Below are 17,712 nucleotides of genomic sequence, written 5' to 3' on the forward strand. Positions count from 1 at the left end.
TGCATCAGTAACGGACCCGCCCGACCAGGCCGAGCGGATCGATCGCGTGCTGGACGGCGCCGGCGAGTTGCCGTTGCGCGGCCGGCACGTGCTTGCGGTAGTACGCGATATTGACCGGCCCGACGCCATGCTCCGCGCTGAAGCAGCCGCCTGCCTGCACGACGCGGTCGTACAGCGCGCCGCGCAGCGCCACTTGCTGCAGCGGCCCGTAGCGTTGCGCCGCGGTAGGCGGAATCGACACGACGAGATGGCAGCCGCCGTCGCCGAAATGGCCGAACGCATGACAGCGCAGCGCCGGATGCGCGGCGGCGAGCCACTGCTCGGCATCGGCGACGAATCCGGCCAGCGCGCCGCGCGGAAACGACACGTCGAACGACAGCGGCAGGCCGTCCAGCGCGACCGCGGCCGGCAGCGCGTCGCGAATCCGCCAGAACCGTTCGGCCGGCGCGCACGCCGCGTCGAGTACGACGCGTTCGTTCGCGAGCGCATCGAGCGTCGCGACCGTGCGTTCCTCGAGCAGCGCATCGAGCCCCGGCATGCCGGTCGCGATTTCGACGAGCGCGTAGCATCCGGCTTCACCGGGCTCGAACGGCACGCGCAATGCCGGAAACGCCGCGGCGACGCAGCCGACCGTCGCCGCCGACATGAACTCGAACGCGGACAGCATCTCGCCGAATGCGCGTTCGAACGCGAGCAGGCCGGCGAGCGCGGCGTCGTACGACGCGAACGCGACGAACGCCGCGCACGACGACCGTTCGAGCGGCGCGAGCGCGAACGACACGGCGGTGACCAGCCCGTTCGCACCGTTCGCGCCGATGAAGCATTGCGCGACGTCGAAGCCCGCGTTGCGCTTGCGCAGCGGCGCGAGCGCGTCGATCACGGTGCCGGCTTCGTCCGCGAGCACGACTTCGACGCCGAGCACGTGACGGCGCACATCGCCGTACTTGACCAGGCGGCTGCCGCCCGCGTTCGCGCCAACGAGGCCGCCGGCCGCCGGATCGCTGCCGAGATCGATCGGCACGCAGAGGCCGGCTTCGCCCGCCACGCGATTGAGGTCGGACAGCCGCACGCCGGCGTCGACCGTGATGCTGCGATTGGCCGGATCGAACGCGCGAACGGCGCGCATCCGCTCGAACGACACCACGCATTGCGTGCCGCTGCGATCGGGCACGGCGGCGCCGACGAGCCCGCTGCGTGCGCCCTGGGCGACGAGCGCGATCCGGTGCGCGACGGCGACGCGGGCGAGCGCGCGCACGTCGGCGGTCGATGCCGGCCGCGCGACGCCGAGCGGCACGCCGCCGTGCTGCATGACGTCGGCCGCATACGGCTCGCAGGCCGTGCCTTCGAGCCAGCCGTCGCCGAGCGCCGCGGCGAGCGCGTGCCGTTGCGCGGCGTGTGCCGCGAGTGCGGGCAACGCGTTCATCGTCAGCGTGCTCGCGCGAGCTGCTTGCGCAGCCGGCCGCGCACGACGACGAGCGCGATCAGCGGCACGACGCCGCCCCACAGCGGGCTGTGGCGCATCGCAATCGACACCGCGAGCGCGACGACGGTAACCGCAAGCAGCACGAGCGACAGCGAACGCGTGCGCGCATGGTCGACGAACGTGCCGTCGACGAAGCCGCCGTCCGACCAAGCGGTATGCACGATGCCGACCACCAGCACGCAGACGAGCATCGCGGCCGGCCCGAGTTCCTCGCCCCACAGACGGCTACCTGTCGGCGACACGAGCGCGAGCACCGCGCCGATCACGAGGAACAGGTCGACGCCGATCGCGATGCTGTTGCGCTCCGCGCGGCGCATCAGCCACGCGCCGTGCACGAGCGCGAGCACGCCGCCGATCAGGAACGCATGGGTCCAGCGCAGGTCCGGCTGCTCGGGGCCGAGCCGGCCGTAGAACAGGAACACGATCGCCGGCAGGAAGTTGCTCGCGTGCAGCAGGTAGTCGGTTATGGGATGGTTCGATTTCATCGGTGTCTCTCCTTCGTCGAAACAGCGTGGCGACGCGTCACGCGTCGTGCCAGCGGAACAGCCGCGCGGCGGCGAACAGGAACAGCGCGGTGCACGCGGCCATGCCGAGCAGTTGCGGCGCGAGCTGCGCGTACGACGCGCCGTCGACCAGCGCGCCGCGCAGCGCGACCGCGAACTGGTTGGTCGGCAGGAACGCGAGCCCCGCCTTCAGCCACGCGGGCGCGTCGTGCATCGGGATCGTCAGGTCGCTGAAGAACAGCAGCGGGTAGTAGGTGACGTTGCACGCGAGTTCGGCGGCTGCGAGCGACCGCGTGCGGCTCGCCAGCAGCACGCCGATGCTCAGCACCATCGCCGCGCCGAGCAGCACGATCGGCAACGCGCGCAGCCCGTCCGGCGTCGCGATCGGCAGCGCGATGCCGAACGCGACGCGCGCGACCGTCAGCAGCACGAGCGCCGACAGCGCCATCATCGCCATCCGCGCGACGATCAGCGCGGCGAGGAACACGCCGCGCGACACCGGGAAGCACACGTAGAGCTTGAACGTATTGCGCTCGCGCAGCGCGGCGATCGCGGTGGTCGTCGAATTGAGGCCGATCGCCATGAACGCCATCACCAGGATGCCGGTCGCGAAGAATGCGCCATAGTCGAACGGGCGGCGCGTGGGGGCGGCGTTCTCGAAGCGCGCCTGCGCGGCCGGCAGCCCGAGCCGCTGCGCGGCGCAGCGCGCGAGCGCGATCTCGACGACGCGCGACGCGGCCTTTACCGCGAGCGAGCCGTTGAAGTCGTAGCGGATCGTCGCCGGCGTGCGTTCGTCCGCGCCGAGCACGACGGTCACGCGATCGGCCGGCGCGCCGCGCCCGCCGAAGGTCGCCTTCACCGTGTCGCTGTGCGACAGGCTGGCGACGATCTGCGCCTGGCACGCCTGGTTGTACGGTGTCGCGCCGCCGGGCAGGTCGAACGCGAGGTCGGCCGTGCCGAGCGAGCCCGAGCCGCCGAACGCGAACAGCATCACGCTCAGCAGGAACACCGGGAACACGAGCGTCCAGAACAGCGACGAGCGACTGCGCAGATAGCCGAGCAGCTCGTTGCGCACGAGGATCAGGAACACCTTAGTCATGGGTCGGGCCCTCGGTGCACAGGCGCAGCAGGTCGCCCGGCGTGCTCGGCGCGAGCGCGAGATGCTGGATGCCCTGTTCGCCGACGATCCGGTGCACGTTCGGATGCAGCGTCGCATCGCCGAACGCCTCGACCACATGCGCGGCCGATACGCGCACGCCGGTCACGCCGGGCAGCGCCGCGAGCCGCTTGCGCAGCGCGCGCGCGTCGGCTTCGTCGCGGCAATGCAGGACCGCGCGCGCATCGCCGACGAGCCTGGCGCGCAGCGTGTCCTGGTCGCCCTGGTAGCGCACGCCGCCGTCGCGCACCCACACGAGATCGTCGACCACGCTCAGCTCTTCGTCGGAATGGCAGATCATCGCGACGCTCGTGCCGCTCGCGCGATGGCGCAGCAGGTCGATCACGACGCCCGCATAGCGGCGGTCGAGCCCCGTGAACGGCTCGTCGAGCACGGCCAGCTCCGGCCGGTGCGCGAGCGCGACGTACAGGTCCACGCGCTGGCGCTGCCCCTTCGACAGCGCGCGGCACGGCTTGTCGAGCAGTTCGGCGATGCCGAGCGCGTCGGTGATCGCCGCATCGGTGTGCGCGTACATCGCGCGGTGCAGCGCGACGATCTCCGACACACGCAGATGGTCCGGATACTCGACCTTCTGCAATTGCGCGCCGAGCCGCCGCAGCGACCGCGAATCGCGCATGAAGCGTTCGGCCGGCACGTCGAGCACGCGCACGTCGCTGCCGCCGCGCCGGAAGCCGAGCAGCGTCTCGAGCAGCGTGGTCTTGCCCGAGCCGTTCGGCCCCACGATCGCGGTGATCGCGCCGAGCCGGAACCGCACGTGGCGCGCGGACAAGCGAAAGTCGCCGGCCGCGACGTCGATCGCGCGTGCGCCGAGCGCCGCGCCCGGCGCATGCGCGTCGGGCAGCGGCGGCGTGCCCGCGCGCTGCGGCCGGTCGAACGCGGCGGGCGGGCCGAACATCGCGCGCACGGACGCAAGAAACGAAACGCTCATCGTCGGCATCCTCAGTCGAACAGCATGACCTGCGTGTCGCGCGCGCCCCGGTACGGGTTGCGGCCGTGCGCGACCAGCATGTTGTCGACGACGAGCACGTCGCCGGCCTGCCACGGGAACGCGCATTCCTCGTCGTCGAGCGCGTCGTAGATTGCCGCCAGATCGTCGAACGGCATCGGCGCGCCGTCGCCGTAGCGGATCTCGTACGGGAACGCAGCGCGCGCGCCGTAGATGCGCTGCAGGTAGCGATAGCTGAGCTCGCCCATCGAACGCGGGTTCGGGTGCTGCGCGCTCGCCTGGTTGAACCACACCGTCTCGCCGGTGCGCGGATGCGTGCGCAGCGCGCTGCCGACGTGCGACACGGTCACGCTGCCGTCGTCGAGCCAGCGGCAGCCGACGCCGCGTTCCGCACACAGCCGTTCGACCTCGTCGCGCGCCGTCGTGCCGAACGCGTCGTCCCACGGCCGGTGGTACGCGGCGAACGGCAGGTTCGGGTTCGCGGCGAGGCCGTCCGCGCGGTCGCCCGGCGCCGCGAAATTGCGCAGATACATCACGCCGCGCTCGGCGAACCGCGCGCGCAGCGCGGCCGGCACGCGCGCGGTCACGCGCCGCATGTCGCAGATCGGCGTTTCGCCGCCCGCGTCGGCCGGTTGCCGGCAGTAGAACGCGACGAGGCGCGGGAACGCGGGCATGTAGGCCATCTCCTGATGCAGCCCGATCCTGAACGGCGGCGGCATGCGGGTCGATTCATAGACCTGGCCGTCGATCTGCCGGCGCGGGGCGGCGCCTGCCGTATAACCGTTCGCGTGCGCCGGATACAGCGCGCCGAGGCGGCCGAACGCGGCGGTGTCGGGCACCGCGAAGCCGCGCCACAGCAGCGCGCCGCATGCATCGAGCAGCGTGTCGATCGTGTCGAGCCGCGAGCGGTACCACGCGACGAACATCTCCGGCGACGTCGCGAGTTCGGCGCTGCGCGGCGTCACGCACAGCGGCAGCGTCGCGCCGGGCGCGACCGGCGCGCACTGCACGTCGTCGGCGCCGAGCCGCACGGCCGCATGCGCGGCGAGGAAGGCGAGATCGGTCATCGCTCAGGCCAGCGCCGGTTTCTTCAGCAGGATTTCGAAGCCCAGCGCGCCGAGCCCCATGCTCGGGCTGTAGATCGACGCAACGGCAGTCAGGCCGGCTTCGGCCACCAGCGCATGCGCTTCGTCGAGCGTGATCTTTTCCTCGACGTGGGTCGGCGGATAGTCGGCGGCCGCGCGCATCTCGGTGAAGCGGTCAAGCAGGTGCTGCGGCGCGTCGCGGCGCATGTCGTGCACGAGCGCGATGCCGCCCGGCTCCAGCACGCGATACATCTCGGTCAGGCTGAGCGCCTTGTCGGGCAGGTGGTGCAGCGTCGCGCGGCCGACCGCCATCGTCAGCGTGCCGTCGTCGAACGGCAGCGCGAGTGCGTCGCCGACGCGCATCTCGATCGTGTCGGCGAGCCCCAGTTCGCGGATGCGCGGGCGGCCTTCGTCGAGCATCGCCGGATCGAGGTCGATGCCGACGTAGCGCCAGCCGCGCATCGCCGGATCGGTCGCGAGCCGCACCGGCACGACGCCGGTGGCCGTGCCGATATCGGCGATCGTGCCGGCCGTCATCCCGCGCGCGAGCTGGCGGATGCGACTGATGAACAGCAGGTCCCACGGTTCGAGCGTTTCGGTGGCGAAGCGATCGTAGTCGTTCGCCGGGCGCAGGTTCTTGAGCAGCATGACGTTCCTTGTGCGAAAGGGTGAGGGTTCACAGCCAGCCGACCGGCACGGCGGCCAGCAGCCGTCGCGCGGTCGCGCTGTTGACGCCGAACGCCGGGCGGCGGCGCCGTTCCACGGCATGCGCGGCCATCGCCGCGATGCGTGCGCCGAGCCCGACGCCGACGCCCCATGACGGCGCGGCGACGCCGAGTTCGAGCAGCGTCGCGGCGGTCAGGAAATCGATGTTCGGCCGCAGCGCGCGGCGCGCGTCGGCCTGCGCGCAGCACGCGTCGAACAGCGTCATGTATCGGCCGTCGAAGCGTGCTTCCGTCAACCGGCCACGTATGTGCGGCGGACGCGGATCGGCGACGAACAGCGGATGGCCGAAGCCGTACAGCGTACGTTTCGCGTCGACCGCCGCGTCGATCGCCGCGCGCCCGGCCGTATCGAGCGCCGCGGCCCGCGCACCGGCGCCGCCCGGCACCGACTGCGCGAGCGCGGCGAGCCACTGCATCGCTTCGAGCGCCGCGCCGACGTGCGACGGCCCGCTCGCGAGAAAGCCGGATGCGACGGCCTGGGTCAGCGTGACGCCGGTGCCGATCGCGACGCGCGGCGCGAGCACGGTCGGCGTGATGTAGCCGAAGCCCGCGTGCCACGCGACGAGCAGCATGTCCATCGCCGCTTGCGCCGGTGCGTCGTGGCGCGTCGCGCCGGTCAGCACGAGCATGCGTTGCGCTTGTGTTTGCGCTGCGTCGAGCGCCGTGCTGCCAGCGCCCGCGCCTGCCGCGAACGGCCGGCCCTCGATCGCCGCATGCAGTAGAAACGGTGCGGCGGCCGCGCATCGCAGCATCGTGTCGAGATCGGCATCGTCCGGCGCCGCGCCATGTACGCGTGCGGTCACGTCGTCGAGGCCGCGCAGCAGGCCGGACGCGGCCGCGAACACCGGAGCGACGCCGGCCGCGCCGAGCTCGGCCGCGACCGACTGCGCGACCGAGCCGGGCGCCAGTGCGTCGGCGAACGCGGCGAGCCGCGCGCCGATCGTCGCCTCGTGCGCGCGATGGTCGGTGCTGCCGGGCGCGACGTCGAACCACAGATGCGCGAGCGCGCCTTCGAACGTCGTCGCGCCGATCAGCGCGTTCAGGTCGAGATCGCGCACGCGCAGCGCTTCGGGGTCGAGCGTCGCGCCGTCGATGTCGGTGCCGCGATGGCGCGTCGCCGGGCGGCCGAGCAGGTTGCGCGGCGCATCGTCGGTCGCGGCGATGGTGGCGGAGGTGCCGTAATCGAGCGTCGTGTCCATGTCATTCCACCGCGGCGAGTTCGTCGCTGCTGACGCTGATCGCCGCGTGCGCCATCGCGGCGATCACGGCCGCATGCTGGTCGACGACGGGCACCACGTTCGCGAAGTAGTAGCGCGCGCTTTTCAGCTTGCCGCGATAGAACGCGAGTTCGGCCGGCGCGTCGGCCGTTTCCGGCGCATCGAGCCGGCGCGCGGCGATCGTCGCGGATTCGAGCAGCACCCATGCCGACGTGACCACGCCGAACATCTCCAGAAAGCGCGTGTAGAACTGGCTGCTGCGATGCGTATGGCCGTCCTGCACGTCGCGCGCGATGTCGTCGAGCGCGGCGGCGATGCGGTCGGCGCCCGCGCGCAGCGCATCGAACAGCGGCCGCAATTCCACATGCGTGCCGGGTTGATGCTGCTGCGCGAGGAACGCGTCGAGTTCGTCGCGGTAGTACTGGATCAGCCGCGAATGGCGACCGAAGCCGAGCTTGTCGCGCACGAGATCCTGCGCCTGGATGTAGTTCGTGCCTTCCCAGATCGACAGGATCTTCACGTCGCGCGCGTTCTGCTCGACCGGGCTCGCATCGGTATAGCCGAGCCCGCCGTGCACCTGGATCGCCGTTTCGCAGATCCGCCACGCCTGATCGGAGATGAACGCCTTGCAGATCGGCGTCAGCAGCAGTTGCAGCTTGCGATGACGCTCGATCTCGGCCGGGTCGGCGTCCGGCGTCGCCTCGAGCATCGCCGCGCGCGTCGCGGTCGCCGCGAGCTTGCCGAGCAGGCCGCGGCAGCCGTCGACGCGGCTTTTCATGTCGACCAGCATGCGCTGCACGTCCGCGTGCTCGACGATCGCGACGCGTGCCGCGTTCGTGTTCGACGCGCGCTCGATCGGCCGGCCCTGCAGCCGGCGGCCCGCATACTCGACCGCGTGCAGGTACGCGCTCGACGCGACGCCGACGCCGAACATCCCGGTGCTCATCCGCGCCTGGTTCATCAGCGGCATCAGCTGCAGCAGGCCGACGTTGCGGCGGCCGCCGAGCAGCCAGCCTTTCGTCGTGCCGTTCGAGCCGAACACGAGATGGGTGTTCGCGCAGCCCTTCAGCCCCATCTTGCGCGGCAGGCCGATGCAGTCGACGTGGTTCGGCTGCAGCTCGCCGGTGGTTTCGTCGGGCCAGAAGCGCGGCACGACGAGGCACGACAGCGAGAACGAATCCGGCGACGCGGTGTCGACGCGCCCGAGCACGAAGTACAGCGTGTTTTCCGTCAGCTCGTGCATGCCGGCCGAGATATAGACCTTCTCGCCGTCGATCGCGTAGATGTCGCGTTCGAGCGGCGTCGCGCGCAGCGCGACCGCGGTCAGGTCGGTGCCGGCCTGCGGTTCGGTCGCGCAGAAGCACGCATCCCAGCGGTATGCTTCGAGCGGCGCGATCAGCGCCTTCTGGTGCGGCGTGCCGTGCATCTGCAGCAGCTTGACCGCGGGGCGCGTGAAGCCGCCGTACGTCATGAACGACGGATTCGCGCCCATGAACATCTCGTAGATCATCTGCGTGACGATCGGCGGCAGCCCGTGCGCGGTGCCGAACAGCGTGTTCGACCACTCGTCGCGAAAGCGCGCCCACAACGCGTGGAAATGCGAAGGAATCCGTACCTGGCCGTCGTCGAGCAGCGTGCAGCCCTCGACGTCCGCCTGCTGGTAGCTGCGGCCGAGGTCGAGCGCGAAATCGCGTGCGCGTTCGAGGAGCGCATCGATCGACGCGCGATCGTGCGTGCCGTACAGGCCGTGTTCCGACAGGAACCGCTTGTCGGCCTCGAACAGTTCCCACAGAAAGAAGCGCAGCTCGCGCAGGCTGACCTTGTAGGCGCTCATCATGCGTCTCCTTCGATATCGAGTGCGGCGTCGAGCCCGCCGGCCAGGTCGACGACGGCTGCTGCCGCCGCGCCATGCAGCGCTGCATCCCATACGAGCACCGTGCGGCGTTCGCCTTCGTCGAGCGCGCCCGCGAGCCGGATCAGCGCGGCGGCCGATTCGGCCGACGACAGATGGCCCGATCCGTCGTGCTGGATGCGCGCGGGGACCGGAATCGACGCGGCGTCGGCCACGCGCGCCGCGAAGCCGGGATCGAAGCCGGGCGGCACGCACCAGTCGATCTGGTTCGCACGCAGGTTGGCCTGGTCGAGCGCGCGGCGGATCGCGCGTGCGGCGACCGGCGCGAGCGCGTCGCGCAGCGTGGCCGGCGCATCGGCCCACGGATCGGCGATCGACGGCCCGAATTCGAGCGCGACGGACCGCACGCCGCCCCACGCGGCCGGCTCGGGCGACGGGCCTGCGCGCGACACGAGCATCGCGGCGGCCGCGTCGCCGTAGCCGACCAGGTCGCCGAACTGGCGGAAGAACGGGTAGAGCCACTTGTCGCTGAGGATCACGAGCGCCTGGTCGCCTTCGTCGCGCAGCAGCCCGTCGAGCAGCATCAGCGCCGAATACCAGCCGAGCGTGCCGTTCTGGCCGAGCGCGAACGGCGTCACGCGCTGCAGCCCGAGTTCGTACTGCATGCGGCCGACGACCGAGTCGCCGATGCCTTCGTTGAGCGCGCAACTGGCGACGATCACATGCGTCGTGCGGGCCAGCGCGCCGGAGCCGAGCTGGTCGCGCAGGTCGAGCGCGGCATCGGCGGCGAGATCGGCGAGGCTGCGCCCGGGCGGCGCGACGCGCAGCGCGGGCCGGCCGCCCGGCGCGAGACGCGTGCCTTCGTCGGGCGTCAGCGCGCCCAGGCCGCGCGGCCGCGCAAAGCGCGCCTGCGGCAGCAGCAGGTGCCGGTAGCCGGGATGGCGTTCCTGCGCCTGGATCGCACTGAACACGACGGCGGGCGGCAGCACCACGACGCCGCCGGACAGCGCGAGCATGCCGGGCGCGGCGACGCGCGGCGCGCCGACACAGGTTTCATCGAGCGTCGACAGGGTCATGCGGCGGTCTCCTCGAGGTTCGGGCGCGCGAACGCGTCGCGATACTGCGCTTTCAGCGCCGGTCGGTCGATCTTGCCGTTCGGGTTGCGCGGCAACGCGGGCAGCGGCTCGACGACGAGCGGGTTCATGTAGGTGGGCAACGCGTCGCGGCATGCGCGGGCGATGTCGGCGCGGCACGCGTCGGCGTCGAGCGTCGACACGACGCACGCGGCGATCGCCTCGCCGAGCGCCGGGTGCGGGACGCCGAATACGGCAGCCTCGCGGATGTGCGGCAGCGCGAACAGCACGTCCTCGACCTCGGTCGGGCTCACGCGATAGCCGGACGTCTTGATCATGTCGTCGCCGCGCGCGACGAAGTACAGGTAGCCGTCCGCGTCGCGCCGCACGATGTCGCCGGACCACACGGCGACGTCCGGGCGGGGGATTTCGCCGTGGCGGCGCGGCAGCGGCCGAAAGCGCTGCGCGGTCAGCTCCGGCCGGTTCCAGTAGCCGAGCGTGACGAACGCGCCGCGATGCACGAGTTCGCCGGGCTCGTCGGCCGCGCATTCGCTGCCGTCCGCGCGCAGCACGAGGATCTCCGCGTTCGGCACGGCCTTGCCGATCGACGTCGGGCGCAGCGCCGCGTCCGCGGGCGGCAGGTAGGTCGAGCGGAACGCTTCGGTCAGCCCGTACATCAGGTACGGCGACGCCTGCGTGAACAGCGCTTGCAGGCGATGCAGCAGCGGCGTCGCGAGATGGCCGCCGGTGTTCGCGAAGCGGCGGACCCGCGTGCGTGTGCTGTCGCTCCAGCCGGCCGACGTCAGCTGCATCCACAGCGGCGGCACGCCGGTGATCGACGTGACGCCGAACGCTTCGCAATGGCGCGGCACTTCGGCCGGCTGCAGGAAGTCGAGCGGCGTGTAGCACGCGCCGGACGCGAGCGCGGTCGTCAGCTGGCTCAGGCCCGCGTCGAAGCTGAGCGGCAGCACGCCGAGCACGACGTCGTCTTCGGCGAGATGCTGGTACGCGGCGACGCTGAACGCGCCCGATACCAGGTTGCGATGCGACACGACGACGCCTTTTGGCTTGCCGGTCGAGCCCGACGTGTAGAGCAGCGCGGCCGGATCGTCGTCGACCGGGCGGCCGAAGGGGGGCGCTGCCGATGCCGACGCCGGCGCGTCGGTGTCGGCCGCTTCGATCGCATCGGCCAATTCCTCGATCAGCAGCGTGCGTTCGCCGACGAGCGCGGCGAGTGTTGGCAGGCGCTTGAGCCGCTGCGCGCCGGTCACGAACAGCGCGGCGCCGCTGTCGGCGACGATGTGTTCGATCTGCGCTTCCTTCAACTGCGGATTGACCGGCACGAAGATCGCGCCGAGTGCGTTGGCCGCGAGCATCGCGACCACGGTTTCGATGCGCTTCGGCGCGTAGATCGCGACGCGTTCGCCGGGTCGCACGCCGCGCGAGGCGAGCGCGGCGGCGGCGCGCCGGACCGCGCGCGCGAGCTGGTCGTAAGTCAGGGTGCCGCCGCCGTCGGCATACGCCGGACGATGCGGCCAGCGCTCGGCGCCGTGTTCGAGCAGGTCGGCGATGCTGATCAATGCGTTCATGATCGGCTCCTCGGGTTCAGGCCGGCCGCACGTACACGTGCGCGGCTTCGTGGGACAGGAAATGCGCCATCGAGTACGTGCGGTGATACGCGCCGCAGCGTTCGAACACCGCGATGTCGCCGACCTGGGGCGGCGCGCCCGTGTCGTCGCGGCCGATCACGTCCGCGCGGCTGCAGGTGCTGCCGACGTAGAGCGTCGGCACGCCACGGGGCGGCGGCGCGGGCGTGCGGCGCACGAGCGACGGCGCGGCCAGGCGGCGCATCATCGTTTCGGTCTGCGCGAGCAGGAACGCATGCGACAGCCCGCCGTCGCAGACCGCGATCGTGCGGTCCTGCCACGTCTTGACCGCGACGACGCGCGTCGCGAACACGCCCGCATCCGCGAAGATCGCGCGGCCCGATTCGTGGGCGAGCGAATACTGGCCGGCGAGCGGCGCGAGCGCGGCGGCATAGCGTTCGAACGCGGCATCGCCCGGATGATCGTCGGCGAAACCGCCGCCGAGGCTCAGCGACGCGAGCGGCGCACCGTTGGCCGGTGCGAGATCGCGCGCCAGCGCCGCGAGCCGTTCGGGCAACACGAGCGTGTCCGGCTGCGTCCGGTCCTGGCGGATGAACGAATGCGGGCCGGAGAACACATGCAGCCCGGCGACGGGCAGGCCGGCGGCCGCGAGCGTGCGCACCGCGTCGTGCGCCTCGTTCGGCGTCATCCCGAAGTGGTCGTGCCATAGCGCCCGCGCGTGTTCACCTGCCAGCGCGCCGGCGTTCACGCGCAGCAGCACGGCGCCCGGCGTGCTGCCGCCGGCCGCCGCTTCGCGGGCGAGCGGCACGAAGCGCGCGATCGCGTCCGGGTTGTCGAGCACGAAATGGCAGCGCGACGCGAGCCCCGCGCGCATGAACATCTCGTCCATCGACGGATTGTTCAGGTAGCGCGGCGTCTTGATCCGGCCGATCACCGCGTCGAGTTCGCCGCGGCTCGCGAGTTCGACGCCGTCCTCGTACGCATGCGCGCAACGCGCGAGCATGTCCTGGTTCGGATTCGCCTTCAGCGACACGATCAGCCGCGTGCCGAGTCGCGCCTTCAGCGACCGGTAGCGGGCGATCGCGATCTCGGGCTCGTACACGTAGCACGGCGTGCGCAGATCGGCGATCCACGCCTGATCGGCGGCGGCGGGAAGCGGGCGCTCAGGCGTCATGGCGGCTCACCGGATGGAGCGTGGCGGCCGCATACGCGCCGCAGTTCGACTGCATCACGCCGAGCACGCGCCGGCCGTGCGCGACCGCATCGAGCCCGACGTCGGCCAGGTTGATCGGGAAATCCGAACAGCACGCGTGGCCGCGCGCATGGATGTTGTCCGCATAGAGCCGCTCGGCCGGCACGCGCATCGCGCGGCACAGCGCGCTCCAGCCGGGCAGGTCGGCGTTGTGCGGCAGCACGAGGTCGTATGCGTCGAGCGCATGCGGCTCGAGCGCGACGGCCGCGTCGATCGCACGGCGCGTGTACGGCCACTCCATCATGATCAGGTCGGCCTCGTTCGCGGCGACGGTGTCGGAGCCGCGGTGCCATTTCGCATGCGTTTCGATCGCGATGCCGCCGAGCCGGTTCTTCGTGCTGTTGCGCGCGATCAGCATCGCGGCCGCGCCGTCGCACTGCACGCCCGTCATCTGCCGCATCCGGTAATCCTCGCCGTACACGCGGTCGGACGACACGACGAGCGCCGCGTCGATCTGCGGATGGCGGCGCATCAGCGCGCGCACGGTTTCGATGCCGGCCGCGACCGATACGCAGTTCAGTTGCGCGACGGAGCCGAGCCACAGCGGCTCGATGCCGAAGCGCGCGGCCACTTCGTGCGGCAGGCTGCGCGGCGCGGGCGGCACGCTGAACTGCTGCGTGTGCACGTGCACGATCGCGCCGACGTCGGACGGAGGCACGCGCGCGGTATCGAGCAGCCGGCCGACCGCCGCGATCGCGAGATCGGTCTCGCTCGTGTCGAGCGCCATGTGGAAATAGCGGCTGCCCGACTGCGCGATCGCGGCCGCCCGCTGGGCCGGATAGTCGCGTTCGGCGGCCCAGGCTTCGATATCGACGGGCGGGCCCGGCAGCTCGTAGGCCACCGCGTCGATGCCGATCCAGAAGCCGGCGTCGCGGGATGCGTGGGGGGAGGGCATCGTCATGTCAGTTGAGCGGCATCGCCGCGTAGTCGAGGACGTCGAGCTTTTCGAAGGTCGCCTGCACGGTCGGCGTGAGCAGGCCCATCTCGCGGATCGTCGGCACCAGGCGCCGGAAGATCGAGCGGCGGATCGAGCTCGATACCGGCGACTCGCGCACCATCGCGCTGCATTCGCGCTTGGACAGTCCCATCGGCTCCCAGATGTCGTCCGCGCATAGATGCTCGTACAGCACGGCCGCGCCTTCGCAGATGAATTCCTCGCGCTCGCGCAGCTCGTGCGAACTCATCTCCGCGTACACGCGGCACAGCGTGATCCGGCCGACCGCGAAGTGACGCGCTTCGTCGCGCTGGATCCGCAGGAACAGGTCCTTGATGAACGGGTCGGTGCTGTACGCGACGACGCTCTGGAAGATCGACAGCGCGATGCCCTCGACCAGCACCTGCATCCCGAGGTTCGTCATGTCGAGCGCGCTGCTCGTGATCGTGTCGTGCAGCAGCCCCTTCAGCGAGCGGCTCATCGGGTAGCTGACGTCGAGCTTCTCGTTGACGAGCTTCGCGTACGCCTCGACGTGGCGCGCTTCGTCCATCATCTGCGCGGCCGCGCACAGCCGCGCGCTCAGGCCGTTCTCGGCCGACGCGAGCTTCGACGCGCAGATCAGCGCAGCCTGCTCGCCGTGCAGGATCTGCGACAGCAGCCAGCCCTGCGCGTGGTGGCGTACCTCGCGCTTGTCGGCGTCGGCCAGCTTGCCCCACAGTTCGGTGCCATAGATCAGCAGCGTCGGGTCGGGCATGCCGAGCGGGTTCGCCGGGTCGAGGTCGTGGCGCCAGTCGACGTCGGTCGCGACGTCCCACTGCGCGGCCTTAGCCTTCTCGTACAGCCGGTTCAGCGCCTCTTCGCGCAGCGCGTAGTCGTTCGACATCAGCGCATCGACGGGCATCGACCAGCGGATATCGGCCGTGTCCTGCATCACGGTAAGCGTGTCGTTCATCAGGGTCTCCCCGGCCGCGCGGCGGCGCCGGAATGATGGGCGGAATCGGTGAATGGGGCGGCGCGCGACGCGCCAGGGTGCGGTTCGAGCCGGATCGCGAACGCCGGCCACGCGCCGCGCAGTTGCGCGTCGAACGCATCGGCGAGCCGCGCGGGCCAGATCGCGCAGCACACGCGGTTGTCGCCGGCGAATTCCGCATCGCGCAGGATGCGGTCGCCGATCCAGACGACCGGCGCGCCGCGCGCGGCATCGCGCAAGGCTTCGTCGTACAGGTGCACGCCGAGCAGCACGTGCGGCGCGAGCAGTTCGGCCGGCAGCGCGCCGAAATACGGCGCGCACACTTCGATGAACAGGCGCGCGTCCGGGTGCACCGCGTCGCGAATCCGCGCGGTGATTTCCGCGAGGAATGCGAAATACTGCACGTGGTCGAGCAGCACGCGGCGTTCGCCGTCGGCCGCGTCCGACGTATTGCCCGCGTCGTACGCATCGCCGGCCGCTTCCGCGAGCGCGGCGCGTGCGTAGTCGGTGGGCGTGTCGAGCGGCATCCGGTATGCGCTGGCCGCGACCGCGACAGGCTGGCGCGCATCGCGCTCGATCCGGTAGGTGAAGTGAACGGGTCGCACCATGTCACGCCTCGCCGTCGAGAGAGAACGTCGCGTCCGGCGCGAACGCGACGTCCGCGATCACGTAATAGCCGTTTAGCGCGAGGGAGCAGACGGCCGCGCGGCGCGGCGTGTCGCCGTCGCGCCGCGCGAGCAGCACCGACAGCCACGGGTCGCTGCCGAACGCATGGCCGAACACGCCGTGGCCGTCCGGCAGCAGCGGCGTCTTGCCGACCGACGCGCGCAGCGCGCGCCGCGACGTCGCCGGAAAGAACGGCAACGCCGCGTGCAGGCCCGGGCGCGCCGCGCAGAACGTGCGGATGTCGCGGCCGAGCCGCACGACCGCGCTGGACGGCGGCGCGGCGTCGGCGATCACCGACTGCGCCGGTTCGCGGCCGACGTCGACGAGCAGCGTGCAGACGCCGAAGCCCGAGCGCCCCCATGCGGGATTGCCGTGCCAGTACGTATAGCCGTGCACGTCGATGTCGACGATCTGCAGCAGCAGCGTGCGCGGCCCGGTCTCGGCCGCGGTCGCGAGCGTGCGGCGCAGCACGTAGCCCCAGCCCGCGCATTCGTACGAGCAGGTCATCCAGTCGGGCGTGTAGTCGTTCGCGCCGGCCAGCGCCTGCGCGAACACGCGATGCTGCGGCGAATCGTTCATCAGCAGCATCGACAGGATCGTCGAGCTGACCACGTAGTCGTCCGCGCCGACCGCGCCGCACAGCCGCTCGCGCTCGGCGCACGCGAGCGTGCCGATCGCGCGCGCCGTGTCGTCGAGCGGCACCGCCGCGCCGTCGCGCGACGGCGCGACGCGCCGGTACGCGAGCGCCTGCACGGTCAGCGCGGTCGCCGGGGCCGGCTCGACGGCGGCGGTCGCCACGGGGGCAAGGGGCGCGAGCATCGCCGTATCAGGCCGCGTGCTGCTGGCTGCGCAGTTGCGCGTCGAGCTGCTGCAGCGTCGTGTACTGCGTGATGTTCAGCGCTTCCGGATCGATCGAACCGTAAAGCTGTTCGCAGAACACGATCAGCTCGACGATGTTCAGCGAATCGATGCCGAGTTCGCCGATGCCGGCGTCCGTGTCGACGGTTTCGACGTTGAGGATCTTCGCGACTTCGCGGGACAGGATGTCGAGCGCGTCGGCCGGAACGTTCTGGGTCGTCATGAGGGGAGCTCCTGGAGTTGAGTTGAATGGATCGGGATCGATCGGCCTGTCGCGTGGATCAACTGCCGGCTTCGCAGCGCAGGCTCTTGCGAAGCTCGTGATAACAACGGTACGAACTGCCTTCCATCTTCGAAAACGCCAGCAGGTCGCGCTGGTCGTCGAACAGCGGCACCTTGCCGTCGCGCACGAGCGCGCTCAGGAACTCGTTCGACAGCAGCTTGATCGCGAGCACGCGCTGCACCTTGCCGAAGCTGTAGTGCGCGTCGTCGGTCTGGGTGCGCGCGGCGTCCGCGATGAAGCGGTGCACGGCGCGCGCGTCGGCATCGAGTTCGACGCGGCCGGTCCGTTCGAGCCAGCCGACGTGCGCCATCAGCGCGCGGACGAAGTACGGTCGCACCACGGTCAGGTATTTGTTGAAGACGGTCGGCCCGCCGATCCGCAGCCGATCCTCGGCGGCGACGCGCACCTGGCCGCCGACGTTTGCGAGCTGCAGGTTGCCCGCGAGGAACGGCGCGCCGCAGGTCGTGCGTTTCAGTTTTCGATACTCGTCGGGCCACACGAGATAGGCGGCCGGGAACATCACGCCCGGCAGGCGCGCGGCGACGACGGCCATGCAGTCGCGATGCGCCTCGATGCCCCATACCTTGTCGACGGTCAGCGCGAGCCCGTTGTCGTCGCTACGTACGACGGTGCGCCAGGCGGCCAGCGTCGGGCCGCCACCGTCGCTCATCAGGAACGCGAAGTTGTGGCCGGCGTCGATGCACGCGCATGCACGGCGGTTCTGGTCGTCGGAGAAGAACAGCCCGAACATGATGCGGATGAATGCGCGCATGAACGGCTTGAACAGCTGATGAAACCCTTCGCGGTCGATCTGCTCGAGCAGCGCTTCGGTGAGCGGCGCCTCGTCGTGCCGCAGCGGTGTCGACGCGGACGCGTCGGGCAGCACGTCCGGCGTGGCGGCGCGCAGCGCGATCACCATCTCGCTGTCGAGCAGCCGCACGGCGGCGGCTTCGACGAGCCGGGCCGCCGCGCGCGGCGGCGTGCCGATCGCGTCGAGGTGGCGCAGCACCGGATACGCAGCCTGGTCGGCCACGCGCAGCAGCGGCGGTGCGATCGGGGCGGGGGCGGAAAGCGTGGACAT

17 protein-coding genes are annotated in these 17,712 nt (G+C 71.2%); all 17 read right to left on the bottom strand.

Annotated elements, in window-relative coordinates; all coding sequences use genetic code 11:
• Window positions 1-4 precede the first annotated feature (4 nt).
• Genes J8I35_RS00695 through J8I35_RS00775 form a run of 17 tightly spaced genes read right to left on the bottom strand, consistent with a single transcriptional unit; the run spans window position 5 to window position 17,712 of the window.
• Window positions 5-1,423, bottom strand: a complete 1,419-nt coding sequence (locus J8I35_RS00695) for an FAD-binding oxidoreductase (protein WP_209924208.1) — start codon at window positions 1,421-1,423, stop codon at window positions 5-7.
• A 2-nt stretch (window positions 1,424-1,425) separates the two neighbouring features.
• A complete protein-coding gene (locus tag J8I35_RS00700) occupies window positions 1,426-1,968 on the bottom strand; it encodes a permease (protein ID WP_124555100.1) in 543 nt (180 codons plus the stop codon).
• Between the two features lie 37 nt (window positions 1,969-2,005).
• Window positions 2,006-3,085, bottom strand: coding sequence for an ABC transporter permease (locus J8I35_RS00705; RefSeq protein WP_209924209.1), 1,080 nt, complete (start codon window positions 3,083-3,085; stop codon window positions 2,006-2,008).
• On the bottom strand, window positions 3,078-4,091 hold the full coding sequence (locus J8I35_RS00710) for an ABC transporter ATP-binding protein (RefSeq protein ID WP_050013653.1): 1,014 nt from the start codon (window positions 4,089-4,091) through the stop codon (window positions 3,078-3,080). The genes J8I35_RS00705 and J8I35_RS00710 overlap by 8 nt, the downstream gene beginning before the upstream one ends.
• Window positions 4,092-4,102: 11 nt before the next feature.
• Window positions 4,103-5,176 (bottom strand): TauD/TfdA family dioxygenase, encoded by a 1,074-nt coding sequence (locus J8I35_RS00715; protein ID WP_050013584.1) that lies wholly within the window; start codon window positions 5,174-5,176, stop codon window positions 4,103-4,105.
• 3 nt (window positions 5,177-5,179) lie between these two features.
• Complete coding sequence (locus J8I35_RS00720; RefSeq protein WP_050013583.1) at window positions 5,180-5,842, bottom strand: class I SAM-dependent methyltransferase; 663 nt, start codon at window positions 5,840-5,842, stop codon at window positions 5,180-5,182.
• A gap of 28 nt (window positions 5,843-5,870) precedes the next feature.
• The gene (locus tag J8I35_RS00725) at window positions 5,871-7,118 is read right to left on the bottom strand and encodes a citrate/2-methylcitrate synthase (protein WP_050013582.1); all 1,248 of its coding nucleotides are present in this window, start codon (window positions 7,116-7,118) and stop codon (window positions 5,871-5,873) included.
• A gap of 1 nt (window position 7,119) precedes the next feature.
• A complete protein-coding gene (locus tag J8I35_RS00730) occupies window positions 7,120-8,970 on the bottom strand; it encodes an acyl-CoA dehydrogenase (RefSeq protein ID WP_050013581.1) in 1,851 nt (616 codons plus the stop codon).
• On the bottom strand, window positions 8,970-10,064 hold the full coding sequence (locus tag J8I35_RS00735) for a hypothetical protein (protein ID WP_209924210.1): 1,095 nt from the start codon (window positions 10,062-10,064) through the stop codon (window positions 8,970-8,972). The genes J8I35_RS00730 and J8I35_RS00735 overlap by 1 nt, the downstream gene beginning before the upstream one ends.
• Window positions 10,061-11,650 (bottom strand): acyl-CoA ligase (AMP-forming), exosortase A system-associated, encoded by a 1,590-nt coding sequence (locus J8I35_RS00740; protein WP_209924211.1) that lies wholly within the window; start codon window positions 11,648-11,650, stop codon window positions 10,061-10,063. Before J8I35_RS00740 ends, J8I35_RS00735 begins: the two co-directional genes overlap by 4 nt.
• A 16-nt stretch (window positions 11,651-11,666) precedes the next feature.
• Window positions 11,667-12,842, bottom strand: a complete 1,176-nt coding sequence (locus J8I35_RS00745; protein ID WP_209924212.1) for a PLP-dependent decarboxylase — start codon at window positions 12,840-12,842, stop codon at window positions 11,667-11,669.
• Window positions 12,832-13,821 carry a 3-oxoacyl-ACP synthase gene (locus J8I35_RS00750; RefSeq protein ID WP_124592607.1) on the bottom strand — a complete coding sequence of 330 codons (990 nt, stop codon included), beginning with the start codon at window positions 13,819-13,821 and terminating at the stop codon, window positions 12,832-12,834. Before J8I35_RS00750 ends, J8I35_RS00745 begins: the two co-directional genes overlap by 11 nt.
• A gap of 1 nt (window position 13,822) precedes the next feature.
• Complete coding sequence (locus J8I35_RS00755) at window positions 13,823-14,806, bottom strand: ferritin-like domain-containing protein (RefSeq protein WP_050013576.1); 984 nt, start codon at window positions 14,804-14,806, stop codon at window positions 13,823-13,825.
• Entirely contained in the window at window positions 14,806-15,432 is a 627-nt protein-coding gene (locus J8I35_RS00760) for a hypothetical protein (RefSeq protein ID WP_050013575.1), read from the bottom strand. The genes J8I35_RS00755 and J8I35_RS00760 overlap by 1 nt, the downstream gene beginning before the upstream one ends.
• A 1-nt stretch (window position 15,433) precedes the next feature.
• On the bottom strand, window positions 15,434-16,309 hold the full coding sequence (locus tag J8I35_RS00765; protein WP_209924213.1) for a hypothetical protein: 876 nt from the start codon (window positions 16,307-16,309) through the stop codon (window positions 15,434-15,436).
• Between the two features lie 7 nt (window positions 16,310-16,316).
• The gene (locus J8I35_RS00770) at window positions 16,317-16,571 is read right to left on the bottom strand and encodes an acyl carrier protein (protein ID WP_006481176.1); all 255 of its coding nucleotides are present in this window, start codon (window positions 16,569-16,571) and stop codon (window positions 16,317-16,319) included.
• A 58-nt stretch (window positions 16,572-16,629) separates the two neighbouring features.
• A complete protein-coding gene (locus tag J8I35_RS00775) occupies window positions 16,630-17,712 on the bottom strand; it encodes a hypothetical protein (RefSeq protein ID WP_209924214.1) in 1,083 nt (360 codons plus the stop codon).

The organism is Burkholderia sp. CpTa8-5, assembly GCF_017815045.1.
In the GTDB taxonomy this organism is placed as follows: domain Bacteria; phylum Pseudomonadota; class Gammaproteobacteria; order Burkholderiales; family Burkholderiaceae; genus Burkholderia; species Burkholderia sola.

Coding starts and splice junctions, on each gene's coding strand:
- J8I35_RS00695 (WP_209924208.1), bottom strand. CDS start 1,423: ATGAACGCGTTGCCCGCACTCGCGGCACACGCCGCGCAACGGCACGCG.
- J8I35_RS00700 (WP_124555100.1), bottom strand. CDS start 1,968: ATGAAATCGAACCATCCCATAACCGACTACCTGCTGCACGCGAGCAAC.
- J8I35_RS00705 (WP_209924209.1), bottom strand. CDS start 3,085: ATGACTAAGGTGTTCCTGATCCTCGTGCGCAACGAGCTGCTCGGCTAT.
- J8I35_RS00710 (WP_050013653.1), bottom strand. CDS start 4,091: ATGAGCGTTTCGTTTCTTGCGTCCGTGCGCGCGATGTTCGGCCCGCCC.
- J8I35_RS00715 (WP_050013584.1), bottom strand. CDS start 5,176: ATGACCGATCTCGCCTTCCTCGCCGCGCATGCGGCCGTGCGGCTCGGC.
- J8I35_RS00720 (WP_050013583.1), bottom strand. CDS start 5,842: ATGCTGCTCAAGAACCTGCGCCCGGCGAACGACTACGATCGCTTCGCC.
- J8I35_RS00725 (WP_050013582.1), bottom strand. CDS start 7,118: ATGGACACGACGCTCGATTACGGCACCTCCGCCACCATCGCCGCGACC.
- J8I35_RS00730 (WP_050013581.1), bottom strand. CDS start 8,970: ATGAGCGCCTACAAGGTCAGCCTGCGCGAGCTGCGCTTCTTTCTGTGG.
- J8I35_RS00735 (WP_209924210.1), bottom strand. CDS start 10,064: ATGACCCTGTCGACGCTCGATGAAACCTGTGTCGGCGCGCCGCGCGTC.
- J8I35_RS00740 (WP_209924211.1), bottom strand. CDS start 11,650: ATGAACGCATTGATCAGCATCGCCGACCTGCTCGAACACGGCGCCGAG.
- J8I35_RS00745 (WP_209924212.1), bottom strand. CDS start 12,842: ATGACGCCTGAGCGCCCGCTTCCCGCCGCCGCCGATCAGGCGTGGATC.
- J8I35_RS00750 (WP_124592607.1), bottom strand. CDS start 13,821: ATGACGATGCCCTCCCCCCACGCATCCCGCGACGCCGGCTTCTGGATC.
- J8I35_RS00755 (WP_050013576.1), bottom strand. CDS start 14,806: ATGAACGACACGCTTACCGTGATGCAGGACACGGCCGATATCCGCTGG.
- J8I35_RS00760 (WP_050013575.1), bottom strand. CDS start 15,432: ATGGTGCGACCCGTTCACTTCACCTACCGGATCGAGCGCGATGCGCGC.
- J8I35_RS00765 (WP_209924213.1), bottom strand. CDS start 16,309: ATGCTCGCGCCCCTTGCCCCCGTGGCGACCGCCGCCGTCGAGCCGGCC.
- J8I35_RS00770 (WP_006481176.1), bottom strand. CDS start 16,571: ATGACGACCCAGAACGTTCCGGCCGACGCGCTCGACATCCTGTCCCGC.
- J8I35_RS00775 (WP_209924214.1), bottom strand. CDS start 17,712: ATGTCCACGCTTTCCGCCCCCGCCCCGATCGCACCGCCGCTGCTGCGC.